The sequence below is a fragment of the Spirosoma areae genome, from assembly GCF_054781775.1.
Genome location: NZ_BAAGTT010000027.1, coordinates 1 through 24034, shown reverse-complemented (window position 1 = coordinate 24034; position 24034 = coordinate 1). Strand labels below are relative to the sequence as shown.

Genomic DNA, 24034 nt, shown 5'->3' with positions numbered 1-24034 from the left:
AGGGGTAGAGGCTATAGCCAACTGACAAAACTCCGCTTAATTACGAACTCATAAGCGTGAGAATCAAAATGTTATACTTCCGTGATAACCTTAACCCGGAGGATAAGTTTTTGAGTATGAACTGCCTGCCCTACAGGTATCCGGGCAGGCTATCGGTTTGTTTCTCTCAACAAGTTTCACTCTGTACAATCAATTCGTTTACTCATGAAAAAACTAATCGCGCTGGCGTTGGTAACCGCCCTGACTCTGTCCACGGCGGCATTCGCCCAGGACAAAATGAAAGACGACAAAATGAAGAAAGACAAGATGTCGTCCTCGAAAATGAAAGACGACAAAATGCAGACCGACAAAATGTCGGATGGGAAAATGATGGATGATAAAATGGCTAAGGATAAGATGTCGGACGGGAAGATGATGGATGACAAGATGAGCAATAAGAAAATGGCTAAAATGAAGAAAGATAAAATGAAATCAGGTAATTAGGTAGCTGCCTTGTCATAAGGGGAACCCGCAATTTCAGGCTAAAAATTGCGGGTTCCCCTTATGACAAGGCAGCTACCTAATTAAAAATGATAACCAGCGGCCAGCAGTACGCGCAAATTGCTGCTGCGAAACCGGTCATTTTCAAATGTCAACCGGTGGTTGGTGGTGTATTCGTTGAACTGAAAACTTAGTCCGGTTCGCAAACTAAAACGTGGATTGAGCCGGTAGCGAATATAACCCTCGGAGTTCAGACTACCCCGGTCGCTTTTGTCGCCCAGCAGTATGTTGAATGGCGTTAACGTCGCTTCCTGCACCGTGCCACTCAGGGATGACCGCACCGGACTGTTAGCGATGAACGTGCCGCTTTGTTTCGGACCGAATGTGAACCCAATGACGTCGATGTTGAATCCAAGTTCTACCCGTCGGCTTACTGCATACTCCAGATTAAAGCTGACGTTGACCGAATGCCCCTGTGTTTTCGGCAACCGAAGCGTGTCGATATGTTCGTCGAGGTCTTTACTCAACAGGCCCAGCACACTTCCTCTCCCCTCCCCCTTCACCAAATCTGACGGCGCTGTTCTATAGTCGGTCGTGCGACCAAAAGCCGACGTAAGCCGCAGACCGTAGCCAACCCGAAAGCGCCGGGACTGTCCCAGCCCGTGCAGTCGGTTGATGGACAGCGCAACCGTAGTCAGACTTCCTTTTGTGGCTCCACTCAAATCAAGGTTTTGTGTAACCGCCTTGACATCAGAAAGGCTTCCTTCTGATTGTGCGACTACGACCAACGGCAGCCATACCACCAAAAGCAAGCTAAGTCGTTTCATAGCAAGTTCAGCACAGTTGAAAAAGAATATACGACAAGAACACGCCCATCCGTGCAGAGTTATCACGAAAGTGTAACATTTGGATAAATTTCTTTGGGCGAATTAGTTAGTTAGCCGGCTGGTTAAACTCATCAGCCGCGACTCGGCTACAGAAGCCCTATCATTCCCCACAATTGGGGATGGCGCCGATCCAGGAAATTCAATACATTTACGACCGTAGCCTATGCCAGCCTATTCGCTGCGAAATAACCATCCGTCCTTTGTAAGTTCCTATTTTTGAGTACCTTAGCTTGCCCAATAGCACTAACCAAACCAGCCACCTTTCTTCGTCGATTTTCTGCTATGACCACCACCCGCCTGTTGCTCGTTGACGATCATCAACTGATTCTGGACAGTCTGAAAACGCTCTTTATATCCATGCCTGGCATTCAGGTTGTCGGGGCAGTTAGTGACAGCCGCCGGGTGCCCGATACCCTCGCCAACACCGACGTAGACGTACTGATTTGCGATCTGCACATGCCCTACCTGTCGGGTATCGACCTCACGTTACGTTTACGAAAAACGCACCCGACTGTAAAAGTCCTCTTGCTGACGATGGCTGAAGATGCCTCACTCATTCGGGAGGCCGTGCGGGCTGGTGCTGCGGGGTATATTCTAAAACGAGCGGGACGCGACGAACTCGAAAAGGCCGTGACGGTGCTTAGCCGGGGCGAGCGCTATTTCAGCAGCGAAGTAATCGAGCAATTAGCACAACTGGAAGAAACCCGGGCTGATGAGCACGGCCCCCTAACAGCCCTTACCGATCGTGAAGTAGATGTGTTACGGTTGATTGCCGACGAAAACCCAACGCATCAGATTGCCCAAAAACTGTTTATCAGTGTCCCCACGGTGGAGACCCACCGCCGACACCTAATGCAGAAATTAGGCGTAAAAAGCGTAGTGGGCATGGTTAAGTTCGCGATGAAATATGGGCTGGTGTCCTGACCGGCACCACAATCCGGTTCTGAACGCCCGGCCCTGAGGCAACAACCCATGTTCCGCCCAGTGCTTCGACACGGGCCGCTACATTTTGCAAACCCCGCCCTTCTGTCCGCTGATCAGTTACTCCCATTCCATTGTCGCTCACCGTTAGGGTTAGTGTGCCATTAGCCTGCACGAGGTCAATAAAGGCCTCGCTGGCCTGAGCATGCTTAAGGATGTTATTGATCAATTCCAGACAGATACTGTATAATTCAAACTCGGTCTGGCGGTTGAGTCGGGGGAGTTCATTGACGCCCGTCAGCCGGAAATGAACCAGTGTATTGCGGTTCATTTTGTCGACTACGTTTCGGAGGGTTATGGCCAGCCCCTGCTTGGCCAGTTCATCGGGCAGCAGGTTGTGAGACAGCAGCCGCACGTCTTTATACGCCTGATTCACCTGTTGGCTGATGGTAGCGAGTACGGCTTGTTCAGTGGATGTCAGTTTGGATTTATCCATTGCTTCCAGGTTCCAGCACAGAGCCGAGAGGGTGGTACCGAGGTTGTCGTGGAGATCAGCGGCAACACGCTGTCGTTCGAGGGTTTGGCCCTGCACTAAGGCCGTACTGATTTCGCGGTTTTTCTGACGTAGCTGGCGGTTGTTGTACAGAACAAATCCAGCAAACGCAGTTAACAGTATGAAACCGGCTAGCAACAGATAACTCAACTGTTGTTGTTGACGGAGTTGTTGCTGCTGGTTATTAATCTGAAGCTGGTCAATCTGTTTTTGTTGCCGTTCGGTATCGTATTTGAGCTTAAGTGAGGCAATCCGTTCATTTGTACTGGCCATATGTAAACTGTCATTCAACCGGTGATACTCCTCTAAATACGTAAAAGACTGAGGGATATTTCCCATATTTTTATAAGCCACATATAAATTATGGGTAACAATACTGGCTCTAAGGGGCGACTTCATTTTACGACTAAAATAAACACCTTGCTTCGCGGCCTGAATTGCTTCGGGATATAATTTTTTATAATACAGATAATAATCACTTAATGAATGATAGAAACCTACTTTTGCATAGATGTAATTCGTTTTATCGGCCATCTGATGGCATTTTCTCACGTAAAAAGCAGCACTATCCGGCATGTTCCGGCGCCTGTACCAGATAGACAGCGACGAACATGCATTGGCCAAACGCTCATCGCGACCGTCGAAACTGACTTTTTCCAGGAGACTAACTTCCCGGTAATAATTTAAAAAATGATCGATACCCATATTGGCATAAAGGCGGTAGCAGGCCGCTAAACCCATTAAATCATGGTGTTTCTGCGCCAGCTCGAAGGCTCGCTGCAGCGTAGCTCTTGCTAATTTGCCATTTTCAGTCTGTACTTGTGTATGGGCAATGAGCCGCAACGATTCAATCAATAACGGGTAATCCGTCAGACGTTCATAAATACGGGCCGCTCTCAACAATTCATCGTCTCCTTCGACAAACGTACCAATCATTACCTTTTGATGGCCATTTAATTCCAGCACCATCCCGTCAGCTTTTTCCCAGCGTATTTTCTGATTTTTTTGCCTGATTTTGTTAATAAGTAATTGAGTGGTGTCCGGGCTGATGCCAGTATATATTTTTGCCATTTTATAATAACACCAAATCAAATTAGTATCCTTTCCAAACGATGGTTTTTGCCGCTCCAGGCGCTGAATATCCCGTTTAATTTTCAGAATAGTAGACCCTTCAGCATAGAGCGCCCTGCTGTAGCCGGTTGCAATAAGAAAAAGGAGCAGAATTCGCATCGATGAGTTAGCCTAAAGATTATATAGGCAGGACTTACGCAACAACCCCTAAATCCCCTTCAGGGGACTTAACTCGAGCACGAGCAAAGCCCCCTTCATGGGGTTGGGGGTAATTTTGCGTAAGTCCTGATAGGTTCACAAAACAACCTGAAAAACGCGACTGTAGTAGCGGCATTAGACTATACCAGGTTTTTAAGAAATATACACAATCGCAAAGAGATAGATCGTAACCCGTCATAAAATCATGGTTTACCATGAGATAAACTACAGGTTTTCAATGATTTATGAAATGGTAAGTAGTCGTTATGTTTGCCTGCTTAACGCTATGCACGACCAGTTTATCGTTCATGCCAGCCGCAAAACGATTCCCAGTAACAAACTCATGAAACGCCTTCTCATTGCCGACGATCACCGCCTGTTTGCCGAAGGGGTTCAGTTCATGCTCAACTACTCCGACGATTACCAGATCGTGGGTATCGTTTCGGATGGTACGGCAGTCATGCCGTTTCTGGTGACGCAGCCAGTCGATTTACTACTCCTGGATGTGCAGATGCCCCATCTGTCGGGTATTGACGTAGCCCGGCGGGTGCGTCTGGAACTTCCGGCATTACCGATACTGGCCTTGTCGATGCAGACCGACTATGAGTCAGTGCGGGCGATGTTTGATGCTGGAGCCAACGGTTTTTGTCTTAAAAGCGTCGGTCGAAACGAACTGCTTCAGGCACTTGACTCGGTAAGCCGGGGCGAGTTTTTTTTAAGCCCCGACGTAGGAGCGGTATTAGCCCAGGGTACGCTCCAGTCTGCTGCGCCAGACCTTTCAGGCCTGCTGACAAGCCGCGAACGCGAAATTGTACAACTGCTGGTGGAAGGGCGCAGTAACACCGACGTTGCCGAACGACTCTACATTAGCCCCCGGACGGTGGAAACGCATCGAAAAAATATATACACTAAATTAAGTATTCACCACGTGACGGAATTGACGGCCTTTGCTTTAGGCCGGAAACTGACGTAGGAATGTATGTATACTGCCTGTCGACTACGATGCCAGCACCGGGTAAACTGGCTGCGTAAGCTCGTTGCTGTGTTGCTGCTCTTATTGGCAGGCTTCCTGGCAATGGCACAGCCGCGCCCGGCAGACCTTCAGTTCGAACGGCGAACACCCGCCGACGGCCTGTCGCAGGGAAGTGTGATGAGTATGTTGCAGGATACGCAGGGGTTTATCTGGCTGTCAACTGCCGACGGTCTGAATCGGTACGACGGAAAAACCTTCAAAACCTATTACTACGACCCGCTTGTCAGCCATACCGTGGCGTCATCCTATATTCCCTGCATTACGCTTGATCGACAGGGTACGCTCTGGATAGCGTCGGATGGTGGGGGCCTTAGCCGCTACAATCGCCAAACCGACGACTTTACCCGGTTTCGGCACAGCGATACGGATGCCTATTCGATCCGAAACGACAAACCCAGCAGTTTGTGTGCCGCCCGCAATGGTCGCGAACTCTGGGTAGGTACCGAAGATGGCCTGAGTTTGTTAGCGCTGACGACCCGGCGGTTTCAGGATATGGCTATTCCTACTAACGACTCCTTATCCGTTTACATCAAAACGATTGCCGAAGACCTGCGTGGTAATGTCTGGGTAGGCACTTACCGGCATGGACTGTTTATGTACACGCCTGAGAAACAAGTCTTTCGAATCCCTTTACCAGCTACGTATATCGAGCATATTCTCTGCGACCGGCGCGGGCGGCTTTGGGTAGCGACCAATACCGGGGTTTGGGTGTCCAATAGCCCGGCAGGCAAACAAACGACCTTCAACGAATTGCTCTTAGCCCACGACCAGGGCCACAGGTCGGCCAAAGGGGCCACGGCTATCAGCCAGCAGGCCGATGGCAATTTCTGGATCGGCACCAAATCGGAAGGATTGTTTTGGGTATCTGAGGATGGCAGACAGCAAATTCAGTTTCGCAAAAATCCACAAAATCCCGACGCCCTGCTTGATAATTACATCTACAGCCTGCTCACTGACAGGCAGAATAACCTGTGGGTAGGCACGCCCACCGGACTGAACATCTGGTTTAAACAACAGAAGCCTTTTAAGCGATATGTGCAGGATGCCGAACATGCTGAACGGCATATTGGCGTGGTACAGGCTATCTGGGCCGATGACCGGGAAATCCTGCTGGGCGGGATTGGATACATCGCCCACATCGATCGCCAGAGTCGCCGGGTCACGTACCTGCGAAACCCCTTTGGCGATAGCAGCACTGAGTATTGGGCACTTTATGGCGAGCCTGATGGCCGATTTCTGGTCGGGTCGAGTCACGGGTTGTTCCGGCTCGTGGATCGAAACGGACACTATGTTTTTCAGGATTTTCCGAACGAGTCGGTGACCCGGAAATTGAAACCAGACCTGCAGGAGCAGGGCGAGCATCAGATTAATCATATCACGCCCATAAGCCCCGGCATTTACTGGCTCTCCTCCTATGATACAGGCCTGTATCGGTGGGACAGCCGACGCAATACACTAAAGGTATATCGTCATGACAAGGCTAACCCAAACTCGCTGCCCATCAATTATATAACAGCCCTCAAAGCCGATGCTGATGGGTATTTTTGGGTGCTCAGCGACAATGGTATCAGCCGGTATCGGGGCGATACCGACGATTTTCTCAATTTTCCGTATCAGGGCAACCACCCCGGTACCATTAGCTGCCCGTTTACAAATGACTTATACGACGATGGGCAGCGGCTTTGGATCGGCACCTATGGCGGTGGCCTGAACGTGTTCAACAAAAAAACCGGACGTTTTTCGGCCTACACAACAACTAACGGTCTCAGTAATAACCTTATCTATCAAGTTTTACCCGATCAGCACAAACGCTTATGGTTATCAACTAACCGGGGCATCAATCGCTTTAATCCGCAAACCCGCCAATTTACTGCCTATGGTATTAGTGAAGGCTTGTCGCACATCGAGTTCAATTCTGGAGCCAGCTTTCGGAAAGCAGATGGTGAATTGTTTTTTGGCGGTGTCGATGGCGTAACGGCCTTTTATCCCGATCAGATAGTACCCAATCAGACTATACCACCTGTCTGGATAACAGGCATGAGTGTGAATGAGCAACCCCTGTTAAATTGGTCTATCGGTAAGAGTGATGCGGTACGGGTAGTTGAGGCTCACCAAAACCGAATTGGCTTTACCTTCAGAGCCTTAAATTTTGTGGCTTCCGACAAAAATCAATACCGCTATCGGCTGTCGAACAGTCAGCAGGACTGGGTGCCGATAGGTACGCAGACAAGTGTGAATTTTTCCAATCTCCCACCGGGTGACTACACGTTTGCCGTACAGGGATCTAACAATGATGGCCGGTGGAATCCCGAACCGGCTACGGTGTATTTTCGAATTCGCCCACCCTTCTACCAGACGCTCTGGTTTCGGGCCGCGATGGTCCTATTGCTACTCGGTGGCTTACTGGGGTTTTATCAATACCGGCTCCACACCCTCCAGCAGCGCCAGAAAGACGAACTGGCCGTGATGACCCGCACCCAGGAAGCCGAACGGAAACGGTTTGCCGAGGACCTGCACGATGGGCTGGGGGCCAATCTGTCGATGCTTAAACTATACCTGAATATGCTGGGCGACAGAAAGGTGCCGATTGCTGACCTCAAACAACGTTCGGAGAGTCTGCTCAACGACTCTCTCGATGACCTCCGCCGACTGATTCACGACCTTAGCCCACGGACTTTAGCCAGCATTGGGTTGGTGAATGCCTTGCACAACCTGGTTCAGCGCATCAACGCCACGGGTAAACTGAAAGTTACCTACCAGGCAGATGGTTTTACTGAACGGCTGGAACATACGCTCGAGATTCATCTGTATCGAATGGTGCAGGAACTCCTCCAGAATGCTCTCAAACACGCCCAGGCCAGCCACATTAGTCTCTCGCTCTCCCAACCGACCGACCACATTCACGTACACTACCGCGATAACGGCGTAGGGTTCGACGTAGCGGAGGCCGCCACGCGAAGTAATGGACTTCAGAACATCCGGCACCGCGCCCAACTCCTCGGCGGGCAGTACGAGCTTACCTCACAACCTGGTCGGGGCACACAGGTGCTCATCGACATACCGATTTAAGCTGCATTCCGTCAACTTCCTGCTAAAAATACCATACCTACGGTAGAGCAATATACCCTGCCTGTGGTATGGTGCCAGGCTATAATCTGACTGACCTTTGTTCTGACGATGAGGGCATTATGAAAACACGAATTAAGAACTGGGGCTGGATAATTATGATGCTGGTATCAGCCTTAGCCGTTCTGATTGCTGTGTTAAGCCTGTTGTTTATCGTCTGACGATCGAACCAATCAATTCACATAAACCAATTCACACCATGAAAAAGTCGCTTAAATCAACCGCACTCGTCCTTGCCATTGTCTCGTTGTTCATCGGCTGCAAAAAAGACGAAGCCGTTCCCGAATTCGAGCAGGAAAATGCGCTCTACACAGGGCAATTCAACTTCAGGCCCAAAAGTCAGCAGTTTACTCTGAACAGCGACGGGAAGAATATTATCAGAGTCGTCGTTGAGGGAGCTGGTTCACTGTCCTTCGCGGGCAATGTAACGTTTGTCGACGAATTCGATTTTGTGCTGGCGACCGGAGCGGCCAATCACAAACTGACCGCCACCACCTCCACCGGCGACAAACTATACACCACCATGACAACTCAGGCTGGTCAAAGCAGCATTACGGGTACCACCACGTTCACGGGTGGCACGGGACGCTTTGCCAAAATCAAGGGTGGTTCCCCGAACACCGGGCCGCTCCCGGGCGCTACCGGTGAGGGGTCGTGGAAAGAGGAAGGCGGTAGAGTGACGTTTTGAAGAATACCATCTTACAACAAAGTAAAGTGCTGAAAATCATGGTTTTCCATGACGTCAAATCCGGGTAAACCATGATGAGTTAACTGGACTGAGTTTACCAGATTTGCTTAATCTTGTCAAGCCCCGCTCCTATGACGTTAACGCCCCGCGAATTAGACGTGCTGCACCTGATTGTTGCCGAGTTAACAACTGCCCAGATTGCCGACCGGTTGGGGGTATCGGTAGCCACCATTGAGACCCACCGGCGTCATCTGCTCCGCAAGGCGGGTGTTCGCTCGGTAGTGGGGCTGGTGAAGGAAGCGGTGCGGAATGGATTGGTTAATTGACTGATTATAAACCGTTCTCCTCTATTCACGCCCTTTCTAATTAGTAAATCAACCTACAAATCACCCGAAAACCTAATGAAAACAGCGCTTACCCTCCTCGCCCTGTGTCTGACGACCATGGCCACCATTGCCCAAAACCCAGCCGACGAAAAAGCCATTAAGAACGTCATCGCCGGTGAATCAGCAGCTTTTTATCAGCGAAATGCCGATAAGGTTCTGTCCTACTGGGCAAATGTGCCCTATGCCTCCCACTCCTACACCGAAAAAGGAATGGGCTACCTGCGGGGATACGACGCTGTTAGTAAAGCCATAAAGAAGTACATCAGCGGGCATCCCGACCTGGGCAGGGATGTCCACAAAACCCATGATTTCAGGATTCACGTCAATGGTAATTCGGCGCTGGCAACGTTCATCACCGATGCGGTATCAGGCACAAAAAAAAGCCAGAGCTACGATGCCCGTTATTTAGAAAAAGTAAAGGGCGCCTGGAAATTAGTGAGTGTGTACGGAACGCCTGCACCCTAATAAACTCATTACCTGATCTTTAATTTGTTATCAACCTAAGCCAATTGCCATGAAAACCATTCTGCTTATCCTATGGAAAATTGTGAGCAACTTGTATAGTATCGAACCCATGAAGAAACCGTAGGCAGGCACTACAAAAAGGACAACGATTGAGCAGACGATCTGGTAGTCCGACGTGTCAGCGCCGGGATTCAATCAACAACCCGACACCGCCCTAACCGTTTCAATAGTTCACCTATACGCTCCTCCTCTACAGGCTTCCCCGATTAAAATCGGCCCCGATACCTATTCTGTACTGCCAACCCAACCCCCTAAAACCTTTTACCCAATGACTCAGGAAGCTACATCCAACTCGCTTTCCAGCGACGCGATAACTGCCTTAAAAGCCACCTTCAAAGGTGTTCTCCTTCGCGCTGGCGACGAGGGCTACGACCAGGCTCGTGCGGTCTGGAACGGCATGATCGACAAATGCCCCGCCCTGATTGCCCGCTGTGCCAATAGTGCCGACGTTATTAGTGCGGTGCAGTTTGCTCAGGAACATGATCTACTGGTGTCGGTGCGCGGGGGTGGACACAACGTAGCCGGTAATGCCGTATGTGCGGGTGGCCTTATGATCGACCTGTCGCCAATGAAAACCATTCAGGTCGACGCAGCGAAGCAGACCGCCCGGGCCGAAGCGGGAGTACTCTGGAGTGAACTGGATCAGGCAACTCAGCAGCACGGGCTGGCAACCACAGGCGGCACCGTTTCCCATACGGGTATTGCAGGCCTGACGCTGGGCGGAGGCTTAGGCTGGCTGATGGGTAAACATGGCCTCACCTGCGACAACCTGCTCTCTGTAGACATTATAACCGCCGATGGAAAGCTGTTAACAGCCAGCGAAACGACCAATGAAGACCTATTCTGGGCCGTGCGGGGCGGGGGTGGCAACTTTGGCATCGTCACGTCGTTTACTTACCAACTCCATCCCGTTGGACCGACGATATTAGGCGGCATGGTGCTCTACCCACAGGATCAGGCCCGAGAAGTGCTGCGTTTCTACCGTGAATTTGCCCGCAACACGCCCGATGAGTTAATAGTCTTTGCCGCCCTACTCAACACACCCGATGGAATACCGGTGATTGCCCTCCTCGTGGGTTGGTTTGGCCCACTTTCTGAAGCGGAGCAGTACTTAAAACCACTACGCGACTTCGGCCCGCCCCTGGCCGATTTGCTTGCTGAAATACCCTACACTCAACACCAGACTCTTTTTGATGCCGCAACCCCACATGGCCTGCCCCGCTACTGGAAGTCGGGTAATGTGCCGGAAATAAAAGACGACTTTATTGATGTGGTCATTGAGCAGGCAGCCCGGCAACCATCGCCGTTCTCCTTCATTCTATTCTTCCACATCAAGGGGGCGGCCGCCCGCGTCGATCCGGCAAAAACAGCCTTTGGTTTACGCGAAGACCAGTGGGATTTCGACATCGTGTCGCAGTGGATGGACCCCGCTGATACCCAGGTAAATATTGACTGGACGCGCACCTTCTGGAACCAGATAGAGCCATATACGAAAGGCGTTTATGTCAACCATCTGGGGGGCGAAGACGAGGCCACACGGGTCAGGGCAGCCTATGGACCAAATTACGAACGGCTTGTCGCGCTGAAGACCAAATACGATCCCAAAAACTTCTTTCGGCTGAACAACAACATTGTGCCTGCTTAACCCCCAAACCCTTACCCTTATGTCAACCATCCTCATTACCGGCTGTAGTACCGGCATTGGCTTCGCTACTGCTGAAGTTATGGCCCGTAATGGCCACACCGTTTACGCAACGATGCGAAATCCGCAACGTGCGCCCGAATTGGCCCAGCTCGCCCAGCGCGACAATCTGCCCATTCTAATTCTGCCAATGAATGTCGATTCCGACGAGTCGGTGAGCGCGGCTGTGGCGGAGGTGCTGGCTCAGGGCGGCCCCATCGACGTGCTGATCAACAACGCGGGCATTGGACCGGTTGGACCCGTTGAGGAGGTACCTATGGATGAATTTCAGGCGATTATGCAAACCAATTTTTTCGGAACGCTGCGCTGCATTCAGGCTGTACTGCCCGCCATGCGCGAACGTCGGCAGGGATGCATCATCAACATTTCGTCGGTAGCAGGCAAGCTCTACAGTCCGTTTCATGGGGCTTACTGCGCGTCAAAAGCCGCTGTCGAAGCCCTCAGCGAGAGTTTGGCGGGCGAGGTTGGCCCGCTTGGTATCCGCGTCGTGCTAATTCAGCCGGGCGTTATCGACACGCCGATTATCGACAAGCTGGGTGGGAGACTCACCAACACGAGTTACCCGAATCAGGCCCGGTTGCTGTCGTACCTAACCGCATCGCGGGATAATCACGTACCGGCTGCGGTAGTGGCCGAGGTGATTCAGGCTATCGCATCGGGCGAACAGAATGCGTTTCGAAATCCGGTGGGAGCGGATGCCGGTCCGTTGCTGGGCTGGCGCTCCTCACTCTCCGACGAAGACTGGATTGCCTCAGCAAGTATTGATGACGAAACCTGGATTACAGGCATGGCACCCTTAGGCGTCGACGTGCGGCCCTATCTGGAATCATTGAGTACAGCAAACTAACGAATTACCTACGTATCACCCGCCTATCCTCACCATGAAACTACTACTCATTTGCCTGCTACCTGTGTCGGCTTCCTATGCCCAAACCCGCCTGATCGGGAAGGTCAATGATGAGCAGGGAAAGCCAGTGCCCTACGCCAATGTGCTGGTAATCAACGCGGGTGATTCGGCCTTAGTGAAAGGCGGTGTTGCCTCCAGCGACGGGCTGTTTGCCATCGAGCGACTTCGCCCCGGCCACTACCGGGTAGCGGTCACCGGCGTTGGGTATCAAAAATCATATTCCCCACCATTTATTCTGACTACTGGCAATGGTACCCATCAGTTGCTCCCACTCACGGCTACAGCTAATGCCAAACAACTGAACGAGGTGCAGGTGATGACCCAGAAACCGCTGTTCGAGCAGCAGATCGACCGGTTGATTATCAACGTGCAAAGCAGCATCTCGTCGGCAGGAAGCACCGTTCTGGACATGCTCGAACGGTCGCCGGGTGTCATGGTCGACCGCCAGAATAATACCTTAGCCATGAATGGTAAGCAAGGGGTGATGGTCATGCTCAATGGCAAGCTGACGCGCCTGCCCATGAACAGCGTCATGCAACTACTGGGCGGTATGAACGCGGGTAATATCGAGAAAATTGAACTTATCACGACGCCCCCGGCCCAGTACGATGCCGAAGGCAATGCCGGGCTGATTAACATCGTGACGAAGCGAAGCCCGAACATAGGAACCAACGGGTCCCTGTCGGCCAATTTCGGATACGGCAAGTGGGAACGGGCGGGCCTGGCGGTTAATGTAAACCGCAGGGGAGAGAAACTGAGCGTGTTTGCCGACTATTCGGGACAGATGAATCATTTTCTGCGGCCCTCGGGCGGAAGCCGGACCCTTAGCCTGCCCGTGCCGACGGAGACTATTTATACGATTCGGCGCGACGAGCGCGACTGGATACACAACGGACAGGCCGGTATGGAACTGGCCCTTACTGACCGCACGACCCTTAGCAGTCTGGCAACAGTGCAGAATATCCAGTCGAACCAATTGGCCTACAACAACTCACTCACTACCCGCCTGGGCCAGCCCCTTACGCGGGTAGCTATTCGGGATGACGAACTGAACGACACCTGGATTTACACCGCCAACCTGAACCTGCGCCACAAGCTAAAAAAGCAGCAAACCCTCAGCACCGACCTGGACTACATTCGTTTCGTGAACAACAACCCCCATCGCTACCTGTTCAGCTACGAGTACCCCCAGGAAAACCGAAACGAGGAAGAAACGGTCAATAACGAAAAACGAACCCCGCTTCGATTATGGGTGGCGAAGGCCGATTACAGCCGGACTATCAGCAGGAAGGTCAACGTGGAGACCGGACTTAAAGGCACGTTTGCTCATTTCGATAACGACATTCAGTTTGAACGACTGCAAAACGGAACCCGACGGCTCGACTCAGCCCTGACTCAGCACGTACAGATGGACGAAACCATCTGGGCTGGCTATGTGAATATTAGTCAGCAATTTACGCCAAAAACCCGCTTACAGGCCGGTCTGCGCTATGAACATACCGAAACCGACCTGCATACCAGTAACCAGCAGGCGCTGGTCTATCGGAACTATGGTAGCTGGTTTCCATCTGTATTCATCGCCCATGAACTGACCCAAACCAGCAGCATTCAATGGTCCTACAGCCGCCGGATCAGCCGGCCCACTTTCGGGCAACTGGCCCCGTTTTTCACCTTTGTTGAGCCAAACTACACGCTGGGCGGCAATGAGCGGCTGTTGCCAGCCCTGTCGAACAACATCCAGGCTATCTACCGGTTCCGGAAAAATTTTCTGCTGACGCTCGATTACACCCAGCTTAAAAACTACATTACCTATAACCTCCGGATTATTCCCAATGAAAACCGGCAGATTATCCGCCCGGAAAATCTGGAGCAGGCCAATAACCTCGCGCTTACCTTCTCCTTTCCCGTGCCGGTAACGGCCTGGTGGCAAATGCAGACCAACGTGCAGGGCGTTCGGCAGGAGGCCCGGTTGACACTGGAAGGCATCACCCTGCGCCAGCAACTAATGTATGGCCGCATTGGCTCGACGCAAACGTTCCGGCTACCGGGCAAATTAACGGCCGAACTGTCGGGGTTTTATCAGAGTCGCAGCCTGTTGGGAGTGGCAGCACGCCGTCCCTTTGGCGCGCTGAATGTGGGCCTGCAAAAACAGTTGGCCAACAACCGGGGAACACTTCGGCTCGCGGGCGAGGACGTGTTATGGACCAACCGCCTGGAGGTAGAAACGGCCAGTCCGGCAGAAGGTTATACCGCGTATTCTAATTTCTTATCGCACAACCGGCTGGTTCGGCTGACCTACTCACGCTCGTTCGGCAACCAGAAAGTGGTCGTCAACAGCAAACGCGCCACGGGTTCGGACGACGAACGGAAGCGGATGAACTAACCAAATCAACCCATTTCCTGACATACGAAACGCCTTGCCGACCAACATGGCCCGTGCCGCCAATTACGCCGTGAAGGAGATGAAGACGGGAAAATTGTGGGCGTATCTTTGCTGAATGAAAGTAGCCGGTTTCAGTTTTATTCGTAATGCCGTTCAGTTCGATTACCCGATTGTTGAGGCTATAATGTCCGTTCTGCCATTATGCGATGAGTTTGTCGTTGCCGTCGGCGATTCGGACGACGATACACTGGGGCTGATTGCCGCTATTGAGTCGCCCAAAATCCGAGTCATTCGAACCACCTGGGACCAGAACGCTCGGGCAGGCGGGCAGGTGCTGGCGCAGGAAACCAACAAAGCCCTCGCGGCCCTTTCACCCGATGCCGACTGGGCTTTTTATATCCAGGGTGATGAGGTGCTGCACGAGCAGTCGATTCCGGTGGTTCGGGAGGCTATGCAATTATATCTGACCGATAAGGGCGTGGAAGGGCTGCTGTTCAAGTACCTGCATTTCTACGGCTCATACAGCTACGTGGGCGATTCCCGGCGGTGGTATCGGCGCGAAATCCGGGTAATTCGCAATACGGGCAATGTGGTGTCCTATAAAGATGCTCAGGGATTTCGCACCCGCGACAACCGCAAACTGACGGTGAAATTGATCGATGCGTATATTTATCACTACGGCTGGGTGAAGCCCCCGGAAACCCAGAAGAATCGGCTTCGGCATACGAACCATTTTTGGAACGATACCAGCACGATTACCGAAGCCAACGCCACGCTGGACCACTTCGATTACAGCAAAATTGATTCGCTGGCGCCCTTTACCGGCACTCACCCCGCCGTAATGCAGCCCCGCGTTGACCGGCTGAACTGGCCTTTTTCGTTCGATACCAGCCAGAAACACTACTCACCCCGCGTGCGCTTCCTAACCTTCATCGAAAAGCTAACCGGCTGGCGGATTGGTGAGTATAAGAATTATAAGCAGGTGTAAAAGTCGTAAGTCAATAGTTGCCACTGACTTACGACTTACGACTTACGACTTACACATCACACAACAACACCGCTTCTTTCAGGCTCGTTAATGGGTCGCGTTTAGGGATAAACTCCTGCGCCACAAAGCCTTTGAAACCGGTATCGACAATGGCTTTCATAATGGCGGGGTAGCAGAGTTCCTGCGTTTCGTCAATCTCGTTCCGGCCCGGATTGCCGCCCGTGTGGTAATGGCCGATGTACTTATTATGCTCACGGATGGTACGAATGATATCGCCCTCCATGATTTGCATGTGGTAGATGTCGTACAACAGTTTGAAGTTCTCTGAACCGACCTTTTTGCACAAATCAACGCCCCAGGCCGTATGGTCGCACATATAATCTTTGTGGTCGACTTTGCTATTGAGCAACTCCATAATGATGGTAACACCGTACTTTTGGGCATTGGGTATCAGGCGTTTCAGTGCTGTAGCACAATTTTCCATGCCTTCGGCATCGCTCATACCTTTCCGGTTCCCCGAAAAACAGATGACCGTGCTGAGACCCGCTTCCTTTAATTTCGGGAAGATACCCTCGTAGCTGGCTACCAGTTCATCGTGCAGTTTCGGGTTATTAAACCCATCGACAATACCTTTGCCTGCCCCATTCGGCAGCGCACACGTCAGGCCGTGTTTTTTCAGGACAGGCCAGTCTTCAGGACCGAGCAGTTCAACAGACTTCAGGCCGATTTCTTTGGCCGATTTACAGAAATCGTCGAGTGGAATTTTACCGTAACACCATTTACAAACGGAATGGTTGATACGCCCTTTCAGCAGGGGAGCCGTTTGGTCAGCGTGAGTCATAGAGTGGGCAAAAGAATCGGTCAGGGCGGGCAGGGCCAGGGCAGTGCCAGTCAGAGTTTTCAGAGCCGTTCGGCGTATCATAATGAGTGGTTTTTTTGTAGAGACGCAATACCTTGCGTCTCCTGTGCGGCAGCAACACCATCCGGTCAGGAGACGCAAGGTATTGCGTCTCTACAGAAATTATAATTCGCGAATCCGAATGTTACGATACCAGACTTTGTTGCCGTGGTCCTGTAGGGCAATATGGCCGGCAGCGTATTTACCAAAGCCTTCCCACCCCTTGAATTTACTCTCCGAAACCATTTTATCCCATTCGGGGCCACTGGTTGGATACTCAGCCGTTTTTTTACCGTTCAGATACTGTTCAGCCTTCCCGTTGCTAATCACTAAGCGAGCCTTGTTCCACTCACCGGCAGGTTTGGCGGCTCCGGCCGTAACGGGTTTTTGCAAGTCATAAAGTGCACCGGCTGTGCGGTTGCCATCGCGCCCCTGTTTGGCGTCGGGATGGCGCTCATTATCAAGCACCTGCATTTCTGGCCCGGTGTTATACGTAGCTTTGAACTGGGGATCTTCGTGAACGTGATAGATAATGCCGCTGTTGCCGCCTTCGGCAATTTTCCACTCAATTTCCAGGTCGAAATCACCGTATTCTTTATCCGTTACAAGGTCACCAGCGCCACCGGCTGTGAGGTGAATGGCCCCGTTATCGACCGTCCACTTCTCCGATACGGGCTGGCCCGATTTCAGATAAGTATGCCAGCCGGTCAAGGTTTTGCCATTGAAAAGAGTGACCCATTTGCCTTTTTTCAGCAGCGCATCGGGTGAATTCGTCTTAGGTGGCTTCGCAGGATTGTTGGCTGCCTGAGCAGGGTTGTTGGTAAGGGTCAGCGTCAGGGCCAGCAGACTAACCGCCAGCCTGCTTCCGGCGGGGAAACACATCTTGTTCATAGTTGAGAAACGTTAAGGTTTTGTCGGAGCAATAGTACTAAAAAAAACTACATGCCGAACGTTTGCAAAATATTTCCATTTGTACTTGATTCAACGCAATTTTCGCCGTCATAAATCTGTTGGATTAAAGCAACACCGCCTTAGATTGCCTACTGTGCGATATCATGGAAGCCACAACCTTAGTTCCTGCCGAAAAGCAACGCTATCAGAAACACCTGAACTTGCCCGAAATTGGCCCTGCCGGTCAGTTAAGGCTCAAAAATGCTCGTGTCCTGGTAGTTGGGGCGGGTGGCCTGGGTTGCCCGGTGTTGCTTTATCTGACGGCGGCTGGGGTAGGAACTATTGGTATTATTGACCCCGACGTTGTGGATTTGAGCAACCTTCAGCGGCAGGTGCTCTACACCACCGACGAAGTTGGCAAACCCAAGGCTAAAATGGCGGTTAGCCACCTCAACCGACTTAACCCCGACCTTACGTTCGATGCCCACACGATGGCGCTCGACATCAGTAATGCGCGTTCCATTATCGAACCTTATGATATTGTGGTCGACTGCACCGACAATTTCAAAGTACGGTATCTGGTTAACGATGTGTGTGTTACTCTGGAAAAACCCTTTGTTTACGGGGCTATCCATCGCTTTGAGGGTCAGGTAGCCGTACTGAACGCGACGCTCGGCGACGGGCAGCGGGGCCCAACGTATCGGTGCCTGTTTCCTGAATATCCCAACGAAATCGAGATTCCAAACTGCAACGATACAGGCGTATTAGGCGTGTTGCCGGGCGTTATCGGCACCTACCAGGCCAACGAAGTCATTAAACTCATTACGGGCATTGGGCAGTCATTAAGCGAGCATCTGCTCATGGTTGATTTGCTGGCCATGACTCAGCATAAAATCAAAACCAAACGCCGGGCCGATGCTGAAGACCTCGCCCGGCGGGGGTTAGCCTCGGCAGGTTCGCGCCCAGCCCCTGGCGCATCCGGCCCGCAAAAGATGGCGGTGCAGGACCTGGCCGACCGGCTGGCATCGGGTGAGGAAATCTTTCTGTTAGATGTTCGCGAACGACCTGAATATGAGCTTTGCCACTTAGACGGCGCCGTGCTGATTCCGGTTGGCATGATTTCCAACAACCGCAAGCGTATTCCAACCGACCGCCCTGTGGTTGTCTACTGCCATCACGGCATCCGCTCAGCCAATGTTGCCCAGTATCTCTACGCGCAGGAAGGGCTTACAAATCTCTATAATCTCGATGGAGGCATCAACGCCTGGGCGCGCGAGGTTGAACCGGAAATGGAGGTGTATTAAACATAAAAGTCGATAGTGGCTAACCGCTCCGGCCGGCGCAACGGCGACCCGTGCGAAAGCAATCCTCGTGCGTTAGTCACTAACCACTATTGACATATCTCTCGTACCTTTGCCGCGCTCAAACGGCAACTCAACCATGTTTCTTACTGTTTTAAAGTCAAAACTTCACCGCGTTAAAGTGACGCAGGCTGAACTCAATTATGTTGGCAGCATCACCATCGACGAAGACCTCATGGATGCGGCCGGGCTGCTCGAAAATGAGCAGGTTCATATCGTGAACAACAACAACGGTGAGCGGCTCATTACCTATGTCATTAAAGGTGAGCGCGGTACGGGCATTATCTGCCTGAACGGAGCAGCCGCCCGGCGGGCGCAGGTTGGTGATATTATCATTATTATTGCCTACGCCATGCTGTCGGCCGACGAAGCTCAAACCCATACCCCAATCATCGTTTTTCCCGATGAAAACAATCGACTTGTGAAAGGATAAGCGGGAGAAAGGGGACGAAGGGAGAAATCCTCTCGTTCCTTCCCCTTTCGTCTCCTTCCTTCTTCCCCCATTCTTATGAATCTCAAAAACAGTCTCAAATTTATTATCTCACTGGCTATTGCCGGGGGGTTACTCTGGTTCACGTTTCAGCAAAGTCACCTCGATGCCGCTGACCTTTGGCAGAAAATTAAAGCGGCCGACTATCGGTGGGTACTGCTTTCGGCTCTGCTCACCCTTGTTGCCCACTGGAGCCGGGCCGAACGGTGGCGTATTTTGCTGGAACCCGTTGTGTCTCAACGGCCAACGTCGCTCGATACCACTGTCAGCGTACTAACGGGTTATTTAGCCAACCTTGCCCTGCCCCGCGCCGGCGAAGTAGCCCGGTGCGGTACGCTTTACAGACTTGCCGGGGTGCCGGTCAATGTTAGTTTTGGTACCGTCGTGGCCGAGCGGCTCTTCGATCTGCTGATGCTTGTGTTGTTGCTGGCGGCTACGTTCGTACTGGAGTTTGACCGGCTAAGCCAGTTTTTCATGGAGTTTCTGGGCGGTAAAGTGGCTAATGGAACTACCGGAGCAAGTTCGGGCAGTTCAGGCGTGTTCATGTTGGTGGGAGCGGCACTGCTGGGCCTGGCGCTATTGGGCTGGTTTTTGTTCAACCGGTACCGCGAAGCATTAGGTCGGCACCCACTGTATCAGAAAGTTAGTGGATTTCTGGTGGGTTTGCTGGACGGACTGTTAAGCGTTCGGAAAATACGCAGGCCAGGTGCTTTTGTGTTTCATACGTTACTCATCTGGACGATGTATTACCTGATGTCGTACACGTTATTTTTTGCCATGCCCGCAACGGCAAACCTGAGTCCGCTGACGGGTCTGACAATTCTGGTCGTCGGGTCAATCGGTATGGCGGCTCCTACACCGGGTGGTATTGGTTCGTTTCACCTGCTGGTGGGTCAGGTGGCTCTGCTCTACGGTCTTACCAGTCAGGATGGGCAGGTACTGGCAACGTTCATTCATGGTGTTTCGGCTATTATGATTATCATTCTGGGCATTCTGGCCCTGTTAGTCGTATTGCTCCGGCGCAACAAAACAACCGATTTACCCGACGTGCTGGACGACCCCAAAGCGATTAAACTGGAGCAGTAATTGTTATATTTGTGAAAACAGAACAGCTATGAGCATCGCTGAAGAATTGCACAAAACGATAGACGAACTATCGGAAGAGCAGCAGCACGAGTTGCTGCAAACAGCCCGTCAGTTGTTAACAGGCCATGTAGATGAGGAAGAGAATGCCGAATATCAGGCTTTACTGAAAGAATTCCTCATGAAACGATATGAACATCACAAAGCCCATCCTGAAACGGGTATTTCAGGTGAGGAAGCTTCCCGTCGTATCCGGCTAAAGTATGGATGGACCAACTAAGTTTTCGATTGTATTTACTGAACAAGCCGATCTTGACCGGGACAGAATTATTGATGAGTTGATAGGCCGAAAACCTATATTAGGGCGTCAATGGCTGGATGCTTATGAATATATTGAGTCGTTGATAGTTAATAATCCATATATGTATCAGGAACATTTGCTGTTTGTCCGCAGGGCGCACTTCCGAAAATTCCCTTATACAGTTTATTATGTGGTAGATGAAGTTAACGCCGTTGTTTTAATAACGGCAGTCCTTCATCAGAAACAAGACCCTGCTATTATTATGGAGCGACTCAATATTGAGTTTTAGTTTTTTGCTAAGTGACTGAATCCAAAATACTCACCCGTGAGCAGGCCATCCGCCAAGCCGACCAATGGCGGGCCGAAGGTCGGCAAATTGTTTTCACCAACGGCTGCTTTGATATTGTTCACCTCGGCCACATCGACTACCTCGAAAAAGCCCGTCACCTCGGCGACCGCCTGATTCTGGGCCTAAACACCGATGCGTCCGTTAGCTGCATCAAAGGCCCGCTCCGTCCGGTTGTGAACGAGTACGCCCGTGCCCGGCTCATGGCCGCGCTTGAATTTGTCGATGCCGTTACGCTGTTTGGCGAACCTACCCCGCTCGAACTAATCGAAGCCGTTAAGCCCGACGTGCTCGTGAAAGGAAACGATTATACCGTTGCGACCATCGTCGGGGCCGACTTTGTGCTGAGCAGGGGGGGGCGCGTTGACACAATTGCGCTGGTGCCAGGTTATTCAACCACCAAACTCATCGACCGCATAAAGCAAAGTTATTAGCAACTGTCTTGTTGAAGGGTCCGCAGGCTTGATAAATGGTACGGCTGTCGGGATACTTTTTTGGCTCAACTGTTGTTTAATTAGTAACGAACCAGTACCTGGTCGTTCTATCAAAACTCAAACCTGACTAACTGACGATGATCTGGTTAATTATGATTGCTATCTTCGGCGCCAGTGCTTTTGTGGGCTGGCGATTACGAAGCAAGTTCAACGAATATTCTCAAATTGGCCTGGGCAATGGCCTGAGCGGTGCCGAAATAGCCCAAAAGATGCTGAATGAAAATGGCATCTACGATGTTCGGGTTGTTTCTGTTGAAGGCATGCTTACTGACCACTATAACCCTGAGGAAAAGACCGTTAACTTAAGCGCCGATGTCTATTATGGCCGGAGTGTGGCGGCTGCGGCTGTGGCCTCGCACGAGTGCGGTCATGCCGTGCAGCATAAACTGGCCTACGCACCGTTGAAATTCCGTTCGGCAATGGTGCCCGTGCTGACCGTCTCCTCAAAGTATATGCAGTGGGTTTTGCTGGCTGGTATTTTGCTGTTGCAAACAACACCACTCCCGCTTGCTATTGGGGTTGGCCTGTTCGCGCTCACAACGCTGTTTAGTTTCGTGACGCTACCCGTTGAGTTCGATGCCAGCCGCCGGGCACTGGCCTGGATTCAGGACCGGGGCGTGGTGAACCAGCGCGAATATGCCTTTGCCAAAGATGCCCTCTGGTGGGCAGCCATGACCTATGTAGTTGCTGCGCTTGCCTCATTGGCCACCTTGCTTTATTACGGAAGCATCCTGTTAGGCGGTCGCCGAAGCGATTAATTCAGACTGCCTTCATACTGCAAAAAGCCCTGATTATCAGGGCTTTTTGCAGTATGAAGGCAGTCTGAATTGGTTTAGGCTTACAGTTTCTCATCGAAAAGAAAACAAGTTAAGAGCGAGTGTTTGTCATGCCCATCTCAAACAGGAAAATAAAGCAACCTCGTATCCCGACTCAACCATTTCGGGTGTCGGGGCCGAGCGGTCGATGAGCACACCTGCTACGGCAACGGCTATGGCAATAACGAGCGCGGGCCAGAACCCAACAATCGTGAAACTATCCATAAACCGATCGATGAGCTTTAATAAAATTGCCGTCACCACGATTCGGACAATACCCGTCAGCAGAAAGAACGTAACTAAGTTCAGCGGGAAACGAATTAGCCAGCCGACCGCGAAGTTAAGCAAACCGAGCAGCAGGGCAATCAGCAAGGCTGTACCGAAATTTTTGACATCAACCTGGGGCATGAAGTAAGCTAAGCCGAAAATTACAGCCGCATCGAGTAGTAAATGTAGAATGAGATTCATAAACAGGTGTATTTGATTCTTTTGAACAACTGTTTTGGGCACAGATGGTTTAGACCGTATAGCTAACCTGTTTCAGTATGACTCGTCTCTGGATTCTGTTTTTTGCCTTCTTACTGGCCTGCGGGCCCGGCTCCTCCCAGCAACCGCCAACGGAATCGCCGACGGCTGATTCCCTGAAGGTCTACCGTTTTGGCGAAGCCAGCCGCGACGGAATCGGCAAAATTTACCAGGGCCGCGAAATCGCGCAGGTGATGGGCCACCTGGGTGCGTCGTGGCTCGAACGACCCGAGCGCGAACGCGAAGAGCGCACGGATCTACTCCTGAAAGCCCTAAATCTGAAACCGACTGATGTTGTGGCCGATATCGGCGCCGGAACGGGGTTTTTCACCTTTCTGATGGCCCCTGAGTTGCCCAAAGGCAACGTGCTGGCGGTGGATATTCAGCCCGAAATGATCACCTACCTGAACGAGGGAAAAGTCAAACGGAAGTTACCGAACGTGCAACCCGTACTTGGCACCGAATCCAACCCAAAACTGGCAGCCAACAGCATCGATCTGGCCATTCTGATCGATGCCTACCATGAATTCTCGTACCCCCGCGAAATGATGAGCCATATTGTCTCAGCGCTGAAGCCGGGCGGACGCATCGTGCTGGTTGAATACCGCGCCGAAGACCCCACCGTTCCCATCAAAGAACTTCATAAACTCAGCGTAGCGCAGGCAACGAAAGAAATGAAAGCCATCGGGCTGAAACTGCTGAAAAACGACGACCGATTGCCGCAGCAGCATATTATGTTTTTTGGGCAGTAATGGATGAATTGGTTAAGTACGGGGATTTACATATGAGCAAGTTGACTCATAAATTATTATTTCGTCTCAATCATTTTAGAACTATTCCTCGGATTGCTTTATAAACTATCTGGTGATGGCTGAATAGGGTTGAAATGCATATCTTTGATCATGGTCTTAGAAGCAGTCGCCTGCAAACATTGCGGGCTAACTCAGCAAGTCAAACGATACGGCATTACGCCAACTGGCAC

At 51.5% G+C, this 24034-nt stretch carries 24 protein-coding genes; 19 read left to right on the top strand and 5 right to left on the bottom strand.

The features are described from left to right. Positions 1 to 204 precede the first annotated feature (204 nt). Complete coding sequence (locus ACYVI1_RS14230) at positions 205 to 483, top strand: pentapeptide MXKDX repeat protein (protein WP_460911248.1); 279 nt, start codon at positions 205 to 207, stop codon at positions 481 to 483. 80 nt (positions 484 to 563) lie between these two features. Here the strand turns inward: ACYVI1_RS14230 and ACYVI1_RS14225 are convergent, their stop codons facing one another. Beyond that, positions 564 to 1307, bottom strand: a complete 744-nt coding sequence (locus ACYVI1_RS14225; protein WP_460911246.1) for a hypothetical protein — start codon at positions 1305 to 1307, stop codon at positions 564 to 566. A 342-nt stretch (positions 1308 to 1649) separates the two neighbouring features. Between ACYVI1_RS14225 and ACYVI1_RS14220 the strand changes: the two genes are divergently transcribed. Further along, positions 1650 to 2291, top strand: coding sequence for a response regulator (locus ACYVI1_RS14220; protein ID WP_460911244.1), 642 nt, complete (start codon positions 1650 to 1652; stop codon positions 2289 to 2291). Here the strand turns inward: ACYVI1_RS14220 and ACYVI1_RS14215 are convergent. Beyond that, positions 2257 to 3912, bottom strand: coding sequence for a sensor histidine kinase (locus ACYVI1_RS14215; protein ID WP_460911242.1), 1656 nt, complete (start codon positions 3910 to 3912; stop codon positions 2257 to 2259). The two genes, ACYVI1_RS14220 and ACYVI1_RS14215, sit on opposite strands and share 35 nt — an antisense overlap. Before the next feature lie 436 nt (positions 3913 to 4348). Here ACYVI1_RS14215 and ACYVI1_RS14210 point away from each other — a divergent pair, with 436 nt between their 5' ends. From ACYVI1_RS14210 to ACYVI1_RS14170, 9 genes are all read left to right on the top strand, one after another. After that, entirely contained in the window at positions 4349 to 5083 is a 735-nt protein-coding gene (locus tag ACYVI1_RS14210) for a response regulator (protein WP_460911240.1), read from the top strand. A gap of 6 nt (positions 5084 to 5089) precedes the next feature. Further along, positions 5090 to 8212, top strand: a complete 3123-nt coding sequence (locus tag ACYVI1_RS14205) for a sensor histidine kinase (RefSeq protein ID WP_460911238.1) — start codon at positions 5090 to 5092, stop codon at positions 8210 to 8212. Positions 8213 to 8468: 256 nt separating this feature from the next. Next, complete coding sequence (locus ACYVI1_RS14200; RefSeq protein ID WP_460911236.1) at positions 8469 to 8957, top strand: hypothetical protein; 489 nt, start codon at positions 8469 to 8471, stop codon at positions 8955 to 8957. A 131-nt stretch (positions 8958 to 9088) separates the two neighbouring features. Continuing rightward, positions 9089 to 9283, top strand: coding sequence for a response regulator transcription factor (locus ACYVI1_RS14195; protein WP_460911234.1), 195 nt, complete (start codon positions 9089 to 9091; stop codon positions 9281 to 9283). A gap of 75 nt (positions 9284 to 9358) precedes the next feature. After that, positions 9359 to 9808, top strand: a complete 450-nt coding sequence (locus ACYVI1_RS14190; protein WP_460911232.1) for a Cif family virulence factor — start codon at positions 9359 to 9361, stop codon at positions 9806 to 9808. 328 nt (positions 9809 to 10136) lie between these two features. Further along, a complete protein-coding gene (locus tag ACYVI1_RS14185) occupies positions 10137 to 11513 on the top strand; it encodes an FAD-binding oxidoreductase (RefSeq protein WP_460911230.1) in 1377 nt (458 codons plus the stop codon). Between the two features lie 19 nt (positions 11514 to 11532). Next, complete coding sequence (locus ACYVI1_RS14180) at positions 11533 to 12417, top strand: SDR family oxidoreductase (RefSeq protein WP_460911228.1); 885 nt, start codon at positions 11533 to 11535, stop codon at positions 12415 to 12417. A 34-nt stretch (positions 12418 to 12451) separates the two neighbouring features. Continuing rightward, a complete protein-coding gene (locus ACYVI1_RS14175; RefSeq protein ID WP_460911226.1) occupies positions 12452 to 14860 on the top strand; it encodes a TonB-dependent receptor domain-containing protein in 2409 nt (802 codons plus the stop codon). Positions 14861 to 14975: 115 nt separating this feature from the next. After that, positions 14976 to 15848, top strand: a complete 873-nt coding sequence (locus tag ACYVI1_RS14170; protein WP_460911224.1) for a glycosyltransferase family protein — start codon at positions 14976 to 14978, stop codon at positions 15846 to 15848. 49 nt (positions 15849 to 15897) lie between these two features. Here the strand turns inward: ACYVI1_RS14170 and ACYVI1_RS14165 are convergent, their stop codons facing one another. Next, positions 15898 to 16770 (bottom strand): hydroxypyruvate isomerase family protein, encoded by an 873-nt coding sequence (locus ACYVI1_RS14165; protein WP_460911222.1) that lies wholly within the window; start codon positions 16768 to 16770, stop codon positions 15898 to 15900. Between the two features lie 99 nt (positions 16771 to 16869). Then, positions 16870 to 17637 carry a 3-keto-disaccharide hydrolase gene (locus ACYVI1_RS14160; RefSeq protein WP_460911220.1) on the bottom strand — a complete coding sequence of 256 codons (768 nt, stop codon included), beginning with the start codon at positions 17635 to 17637 and terminating at the stop codon, positions 16870 to 16872. A 164-nt stretch (positions 17638 to 17801) separates the two neighbouring features. On the opposite strand from ACYVI1_RS14160, the gene moeB reads away from it, so the two are divergent. The 7 genes from moeB to ACYVI1_RS14125 all read left to right on the top strand — a co-directional run bounded on the left by moeB (position 17802) and on the right by ACYVI1_RS14125 (position 22470). Beyond that, positions 17802 to 18941, top strand: coding sequence for a molybdopterin-synthase adenylyltransferase MoeB (moeB, locus tag ACYVI1_RS14155; protein WP_460911218.1), 1140 nt, complete (start codon positions 17802 to 17804; stop codon positions 18939 to 18941). Positions 18942 to 19077: 136 nt separating this feature from the next. Then, positions 19078 to 19431, top strand: coding sequence for an aspartate 1-decarboxylase (gene panD, locus ACYVI1_RS14150; RefSeq protein ID WP_460911216.1), 354 nt, complete (start codon positions 19078 to 19080; stop codon positions 19429 to 19431). A gap of 75 nt (positions 19432 to 19506) precedes the next feature. Further along, the gene (locus ACYVI1_RS14145) at positions 19507 to 20574 is read left to right on the top strand and encodes a lysylphosphatidylglycerol synthase transmembrane domain-containing protein (protein WP_460911214.1); all 1068 of its coding nucleotides are present in this window, start codon (positions 19507 to 19509) and stop codon (positions 20572 to 20574) included. A gap of 28 nt (positions 20575 to 20602) precedes the next feature. Continuing rightward, positions 20603 to 20851, top strand: a complete 249-nt coding sequence (locus ACYVI1_RS14140) for a hypothetical protein (RefSeq protein WP_460911212.1) — start codon at positions 20603 to 20605, stop codon at positions 20849 to 20851. Then, the gene (locus tag ACYVI1_RS14135; protein ID WP_460911210.1) at positions 20835 to 21161 is read left to right on the top strand and encodes a type II toxin-antitoxin system RelE/ParE family toxin; all 327 of its coding nucleotides are present in this window, start codon (positions 20835 to 20837) and stop codon (positions 21159 to 21161) included. Before ACYVI1_RS14140 ends, ACYVI1_RS14135 begins: the two co-directional genes overlap by 17 nt. An 11-nt stretch (positions 21162 to 21172) precedes the next feature. Beyond that, positions 21173 to 21652: a D-glycero-beta-D-manno-heptose 1-phosphate adenylyltransferase gene (gene rfaE2 / locus ACYVI1_RS14130; RefSeq protein ID WP_460911208.1), complete on the top strand. Its 480-nt coding sequence runs from the start codon at positions 21173 to 21175 to the stop codon at positions 21650 to 21652. Between the two features lie 152 nt (positions 21653 to 21804). Continuing rightward, a complete protein-coding gene (locus tag ACYVI1_RS14125) occupies positions 21805 to 22470 on the top strand; it encodes a zinc metallopeptidase (protein WP_460911206.1) in 666 nt (221 codons plus the stop codon). A gap of 126 nt (positions 22471 to 22596) precedes the next feature. Here the strand turns inward: ACYVI1_RS14125 and ACYVI1_RS14120 are convergent, their stop codons facing one another. After that, on the bottom strand, positions 22597 to 22995 hold the full coding sequence (locus tag ACYVI1_RS14120) for a phage holin family protein (protein ID WP_460911204.1): 399 nt from the start codon (positions 22993 to 22995) through the stop codon (positions 22597 to 22599). A gap of 77 nt (positions 22996 to 23072) precedes the next feature. Here ACYVI1_RS14120 and ACYVI1_RS14115 point away from each other — a divergent pair, with 77 nt between their 5' ends. Continuing rightward, positions 23073 to 23804 carry a class I SAM-dependent methyltransferase gene (locus ACYVI1_RS14115; protein ID WP_460911202.1) on the top strand — a complete coding sequence of 244 codons (732 nt, stop codon included), beginning with the start codon at positions 23073 to 23075 and terminating at the stop codon, positions 23802 to 23804. Positions 23805 to 24034: the final 230 nt, after the last annotated feature.

Bases quoted from the DNA above. Each gene is read 5' to 3' on its own strand.
- ACYVI1_RS14230 (WP_460911248.1), top strand. From the start codon at position 205: ATGAAAAAACTAATCGCGCTGGCGTTGGTAACCGCCCTGACTCTGTCC.
- ACYVI1_RS14225 (WP_460911246.1), bottom strand. From the start codon at position 1,307: ATGAAACGACTTAGCTTGCTTTTGGTGGTATGGCTGCCGTTGGTCGTA.
- ACYVI1_RS14220 (WP_460911244.1), top strand. From the start codon at position 1,650: ATGACCACCACCCGCCTGTTGCTCGTTGACGATCATCAACTGATTCTG.
- ACYVI1_RS14215 (WP_460911242.1), bottom strand. From the start codon at position 3,912: ATGGCAAAAATATATACTGGCATCAGCCCGGACACCACTCAATTACTT.
- ACYVI1_RS14210 (WP_460911240.1), top strand. From the start codon at position 4,349: ATGATTTATGAAATGGTAAGTAGTCGTTATGTTTGCCTGCTTAACGCT.
- ACYVI1_RS14205 (WP_460911238.1), top strand. From the start codon at position 5,090: ATGTATACTGCCTGTCGACTACGATGCCAGCACCGGGTAAACTGGCTG.
- ACYVI1_RS14200 (WP_460911236.1), top strand. From the start codon at position 8,469: ATGAAAAAGTCGCTTAAATCAACCGCACTCGTCCTTGCCATTGTCTCG.
- ACYVI1_RS14195 (WP_460911234.1), top strand. From the start codon at position 9,089: ATGACGTTAACGCCCCGCGAATTAGACGTGCTGCACCTGATTGTTGCC.
- ACYVI1_RS14190 (WP_460911232.1), top strand. From the start codon at position 9,359: ATGAAAACAGCGCTTACCCTCCTCGCCCTGTGTCTGACGACCATGGCC.
- ACYVI1_RS14185 (WP_460911230.1), top strand. From the start codon at position 10,137: ATGACTCAGGAAGCTACATCCAACTCGCTTTCCAGCGACGCGATAACT.
- ACYVI1_RS14180 (WP_460911228.1), top strand. From the start codon at position 11,533: ATGTCAACCATCCTCATTACCGGCTGTAGTACCGGCATTGGCTTCGCT.
- ACYVI1_RS14175 (WP_460911226.1), top strand. From the start codon at position 12,452: ATGAAACTACTACTCATTTGCCTGCTACCTGTGTCGGCTTCCTATGCC.
- ACYVI1_RS14170 (WP_460911224.1), top strand. From the start codon at position 14,976: ATGAAAGTAGCCGGTTTCAGTTTTATTCGTAATGCCGTTCAGTTCGAT.
- ACYVI1_RS14165 (WP_460911222.1), bottom strand. From the start codon at position 16,770: ATGATACGCCGAACGGCTCTGAAAACTCTGACTGGCACTGCCCTGGCC.
- ACYVI1_RS14160 (WP_460911220.1), bottom strand. From the start codon at position 17,637: ATGAACAAGATGTGTTTCCCCGCCGGAAGCAGGCTGGCGGTTAGTCTG.
- moeB (WP_460911218.1), top strand. From the start codon at position 17,802: ATGGAAGCCACAACCTTAGTTCCTGCCGAAAAGCAACGCTATCAGAAA.
- panD (WP_460911216.1), top strand. From the start codon at position 19,078: ATGTTTCTTACTGTTTTAAAGTCAAAACTTCACCGCGTTAAAGTGACG.
- ACYVI1_RS14145 (WP_460911214.1), top strand. From the start codon at position 19,507: ATGAATCTCAAAAACAGTCTCAAATTTATTATCTCACTGGCTATTGCC.
- ACYVI1_RS14140 (WP_460911212.1), top strand. From the start codon at position 20,603: ATGAGCATCGCTGAAGAATTGCACAAAACGATAGACGAACTATCGGAA.
- ACYVI1_RS14135 (WP_460911210.1), top strand. From the start codon at position 20,835: ATGGATGGACCAACTAAGTTTTCGATTGTATTTACTGAACAAGCCGAT.
- ACYVI1_RS14125 (WP_460911206.1), top strand. From the start codon at position 21,805: ATGATTGCTATCTTCGGCGCCAGTGCTTTTGTGGGCTGGCGATTACGA.
- ACYVI1_RS14120 (WP_460911204.1), bottom strand. From the start codon at position 22,995: ATGAATCTCATTCTACATTTACTACTCGATGCGGCTGTAATTTTCGGC.
- ACYVI1_RS14115 (WP_460911202.1), top strand. From the start codon at position 23,073: ATGACTCGTCTCTGGATTCTGTTTTTTGCCTTCTTACTGGCCTGCGGG.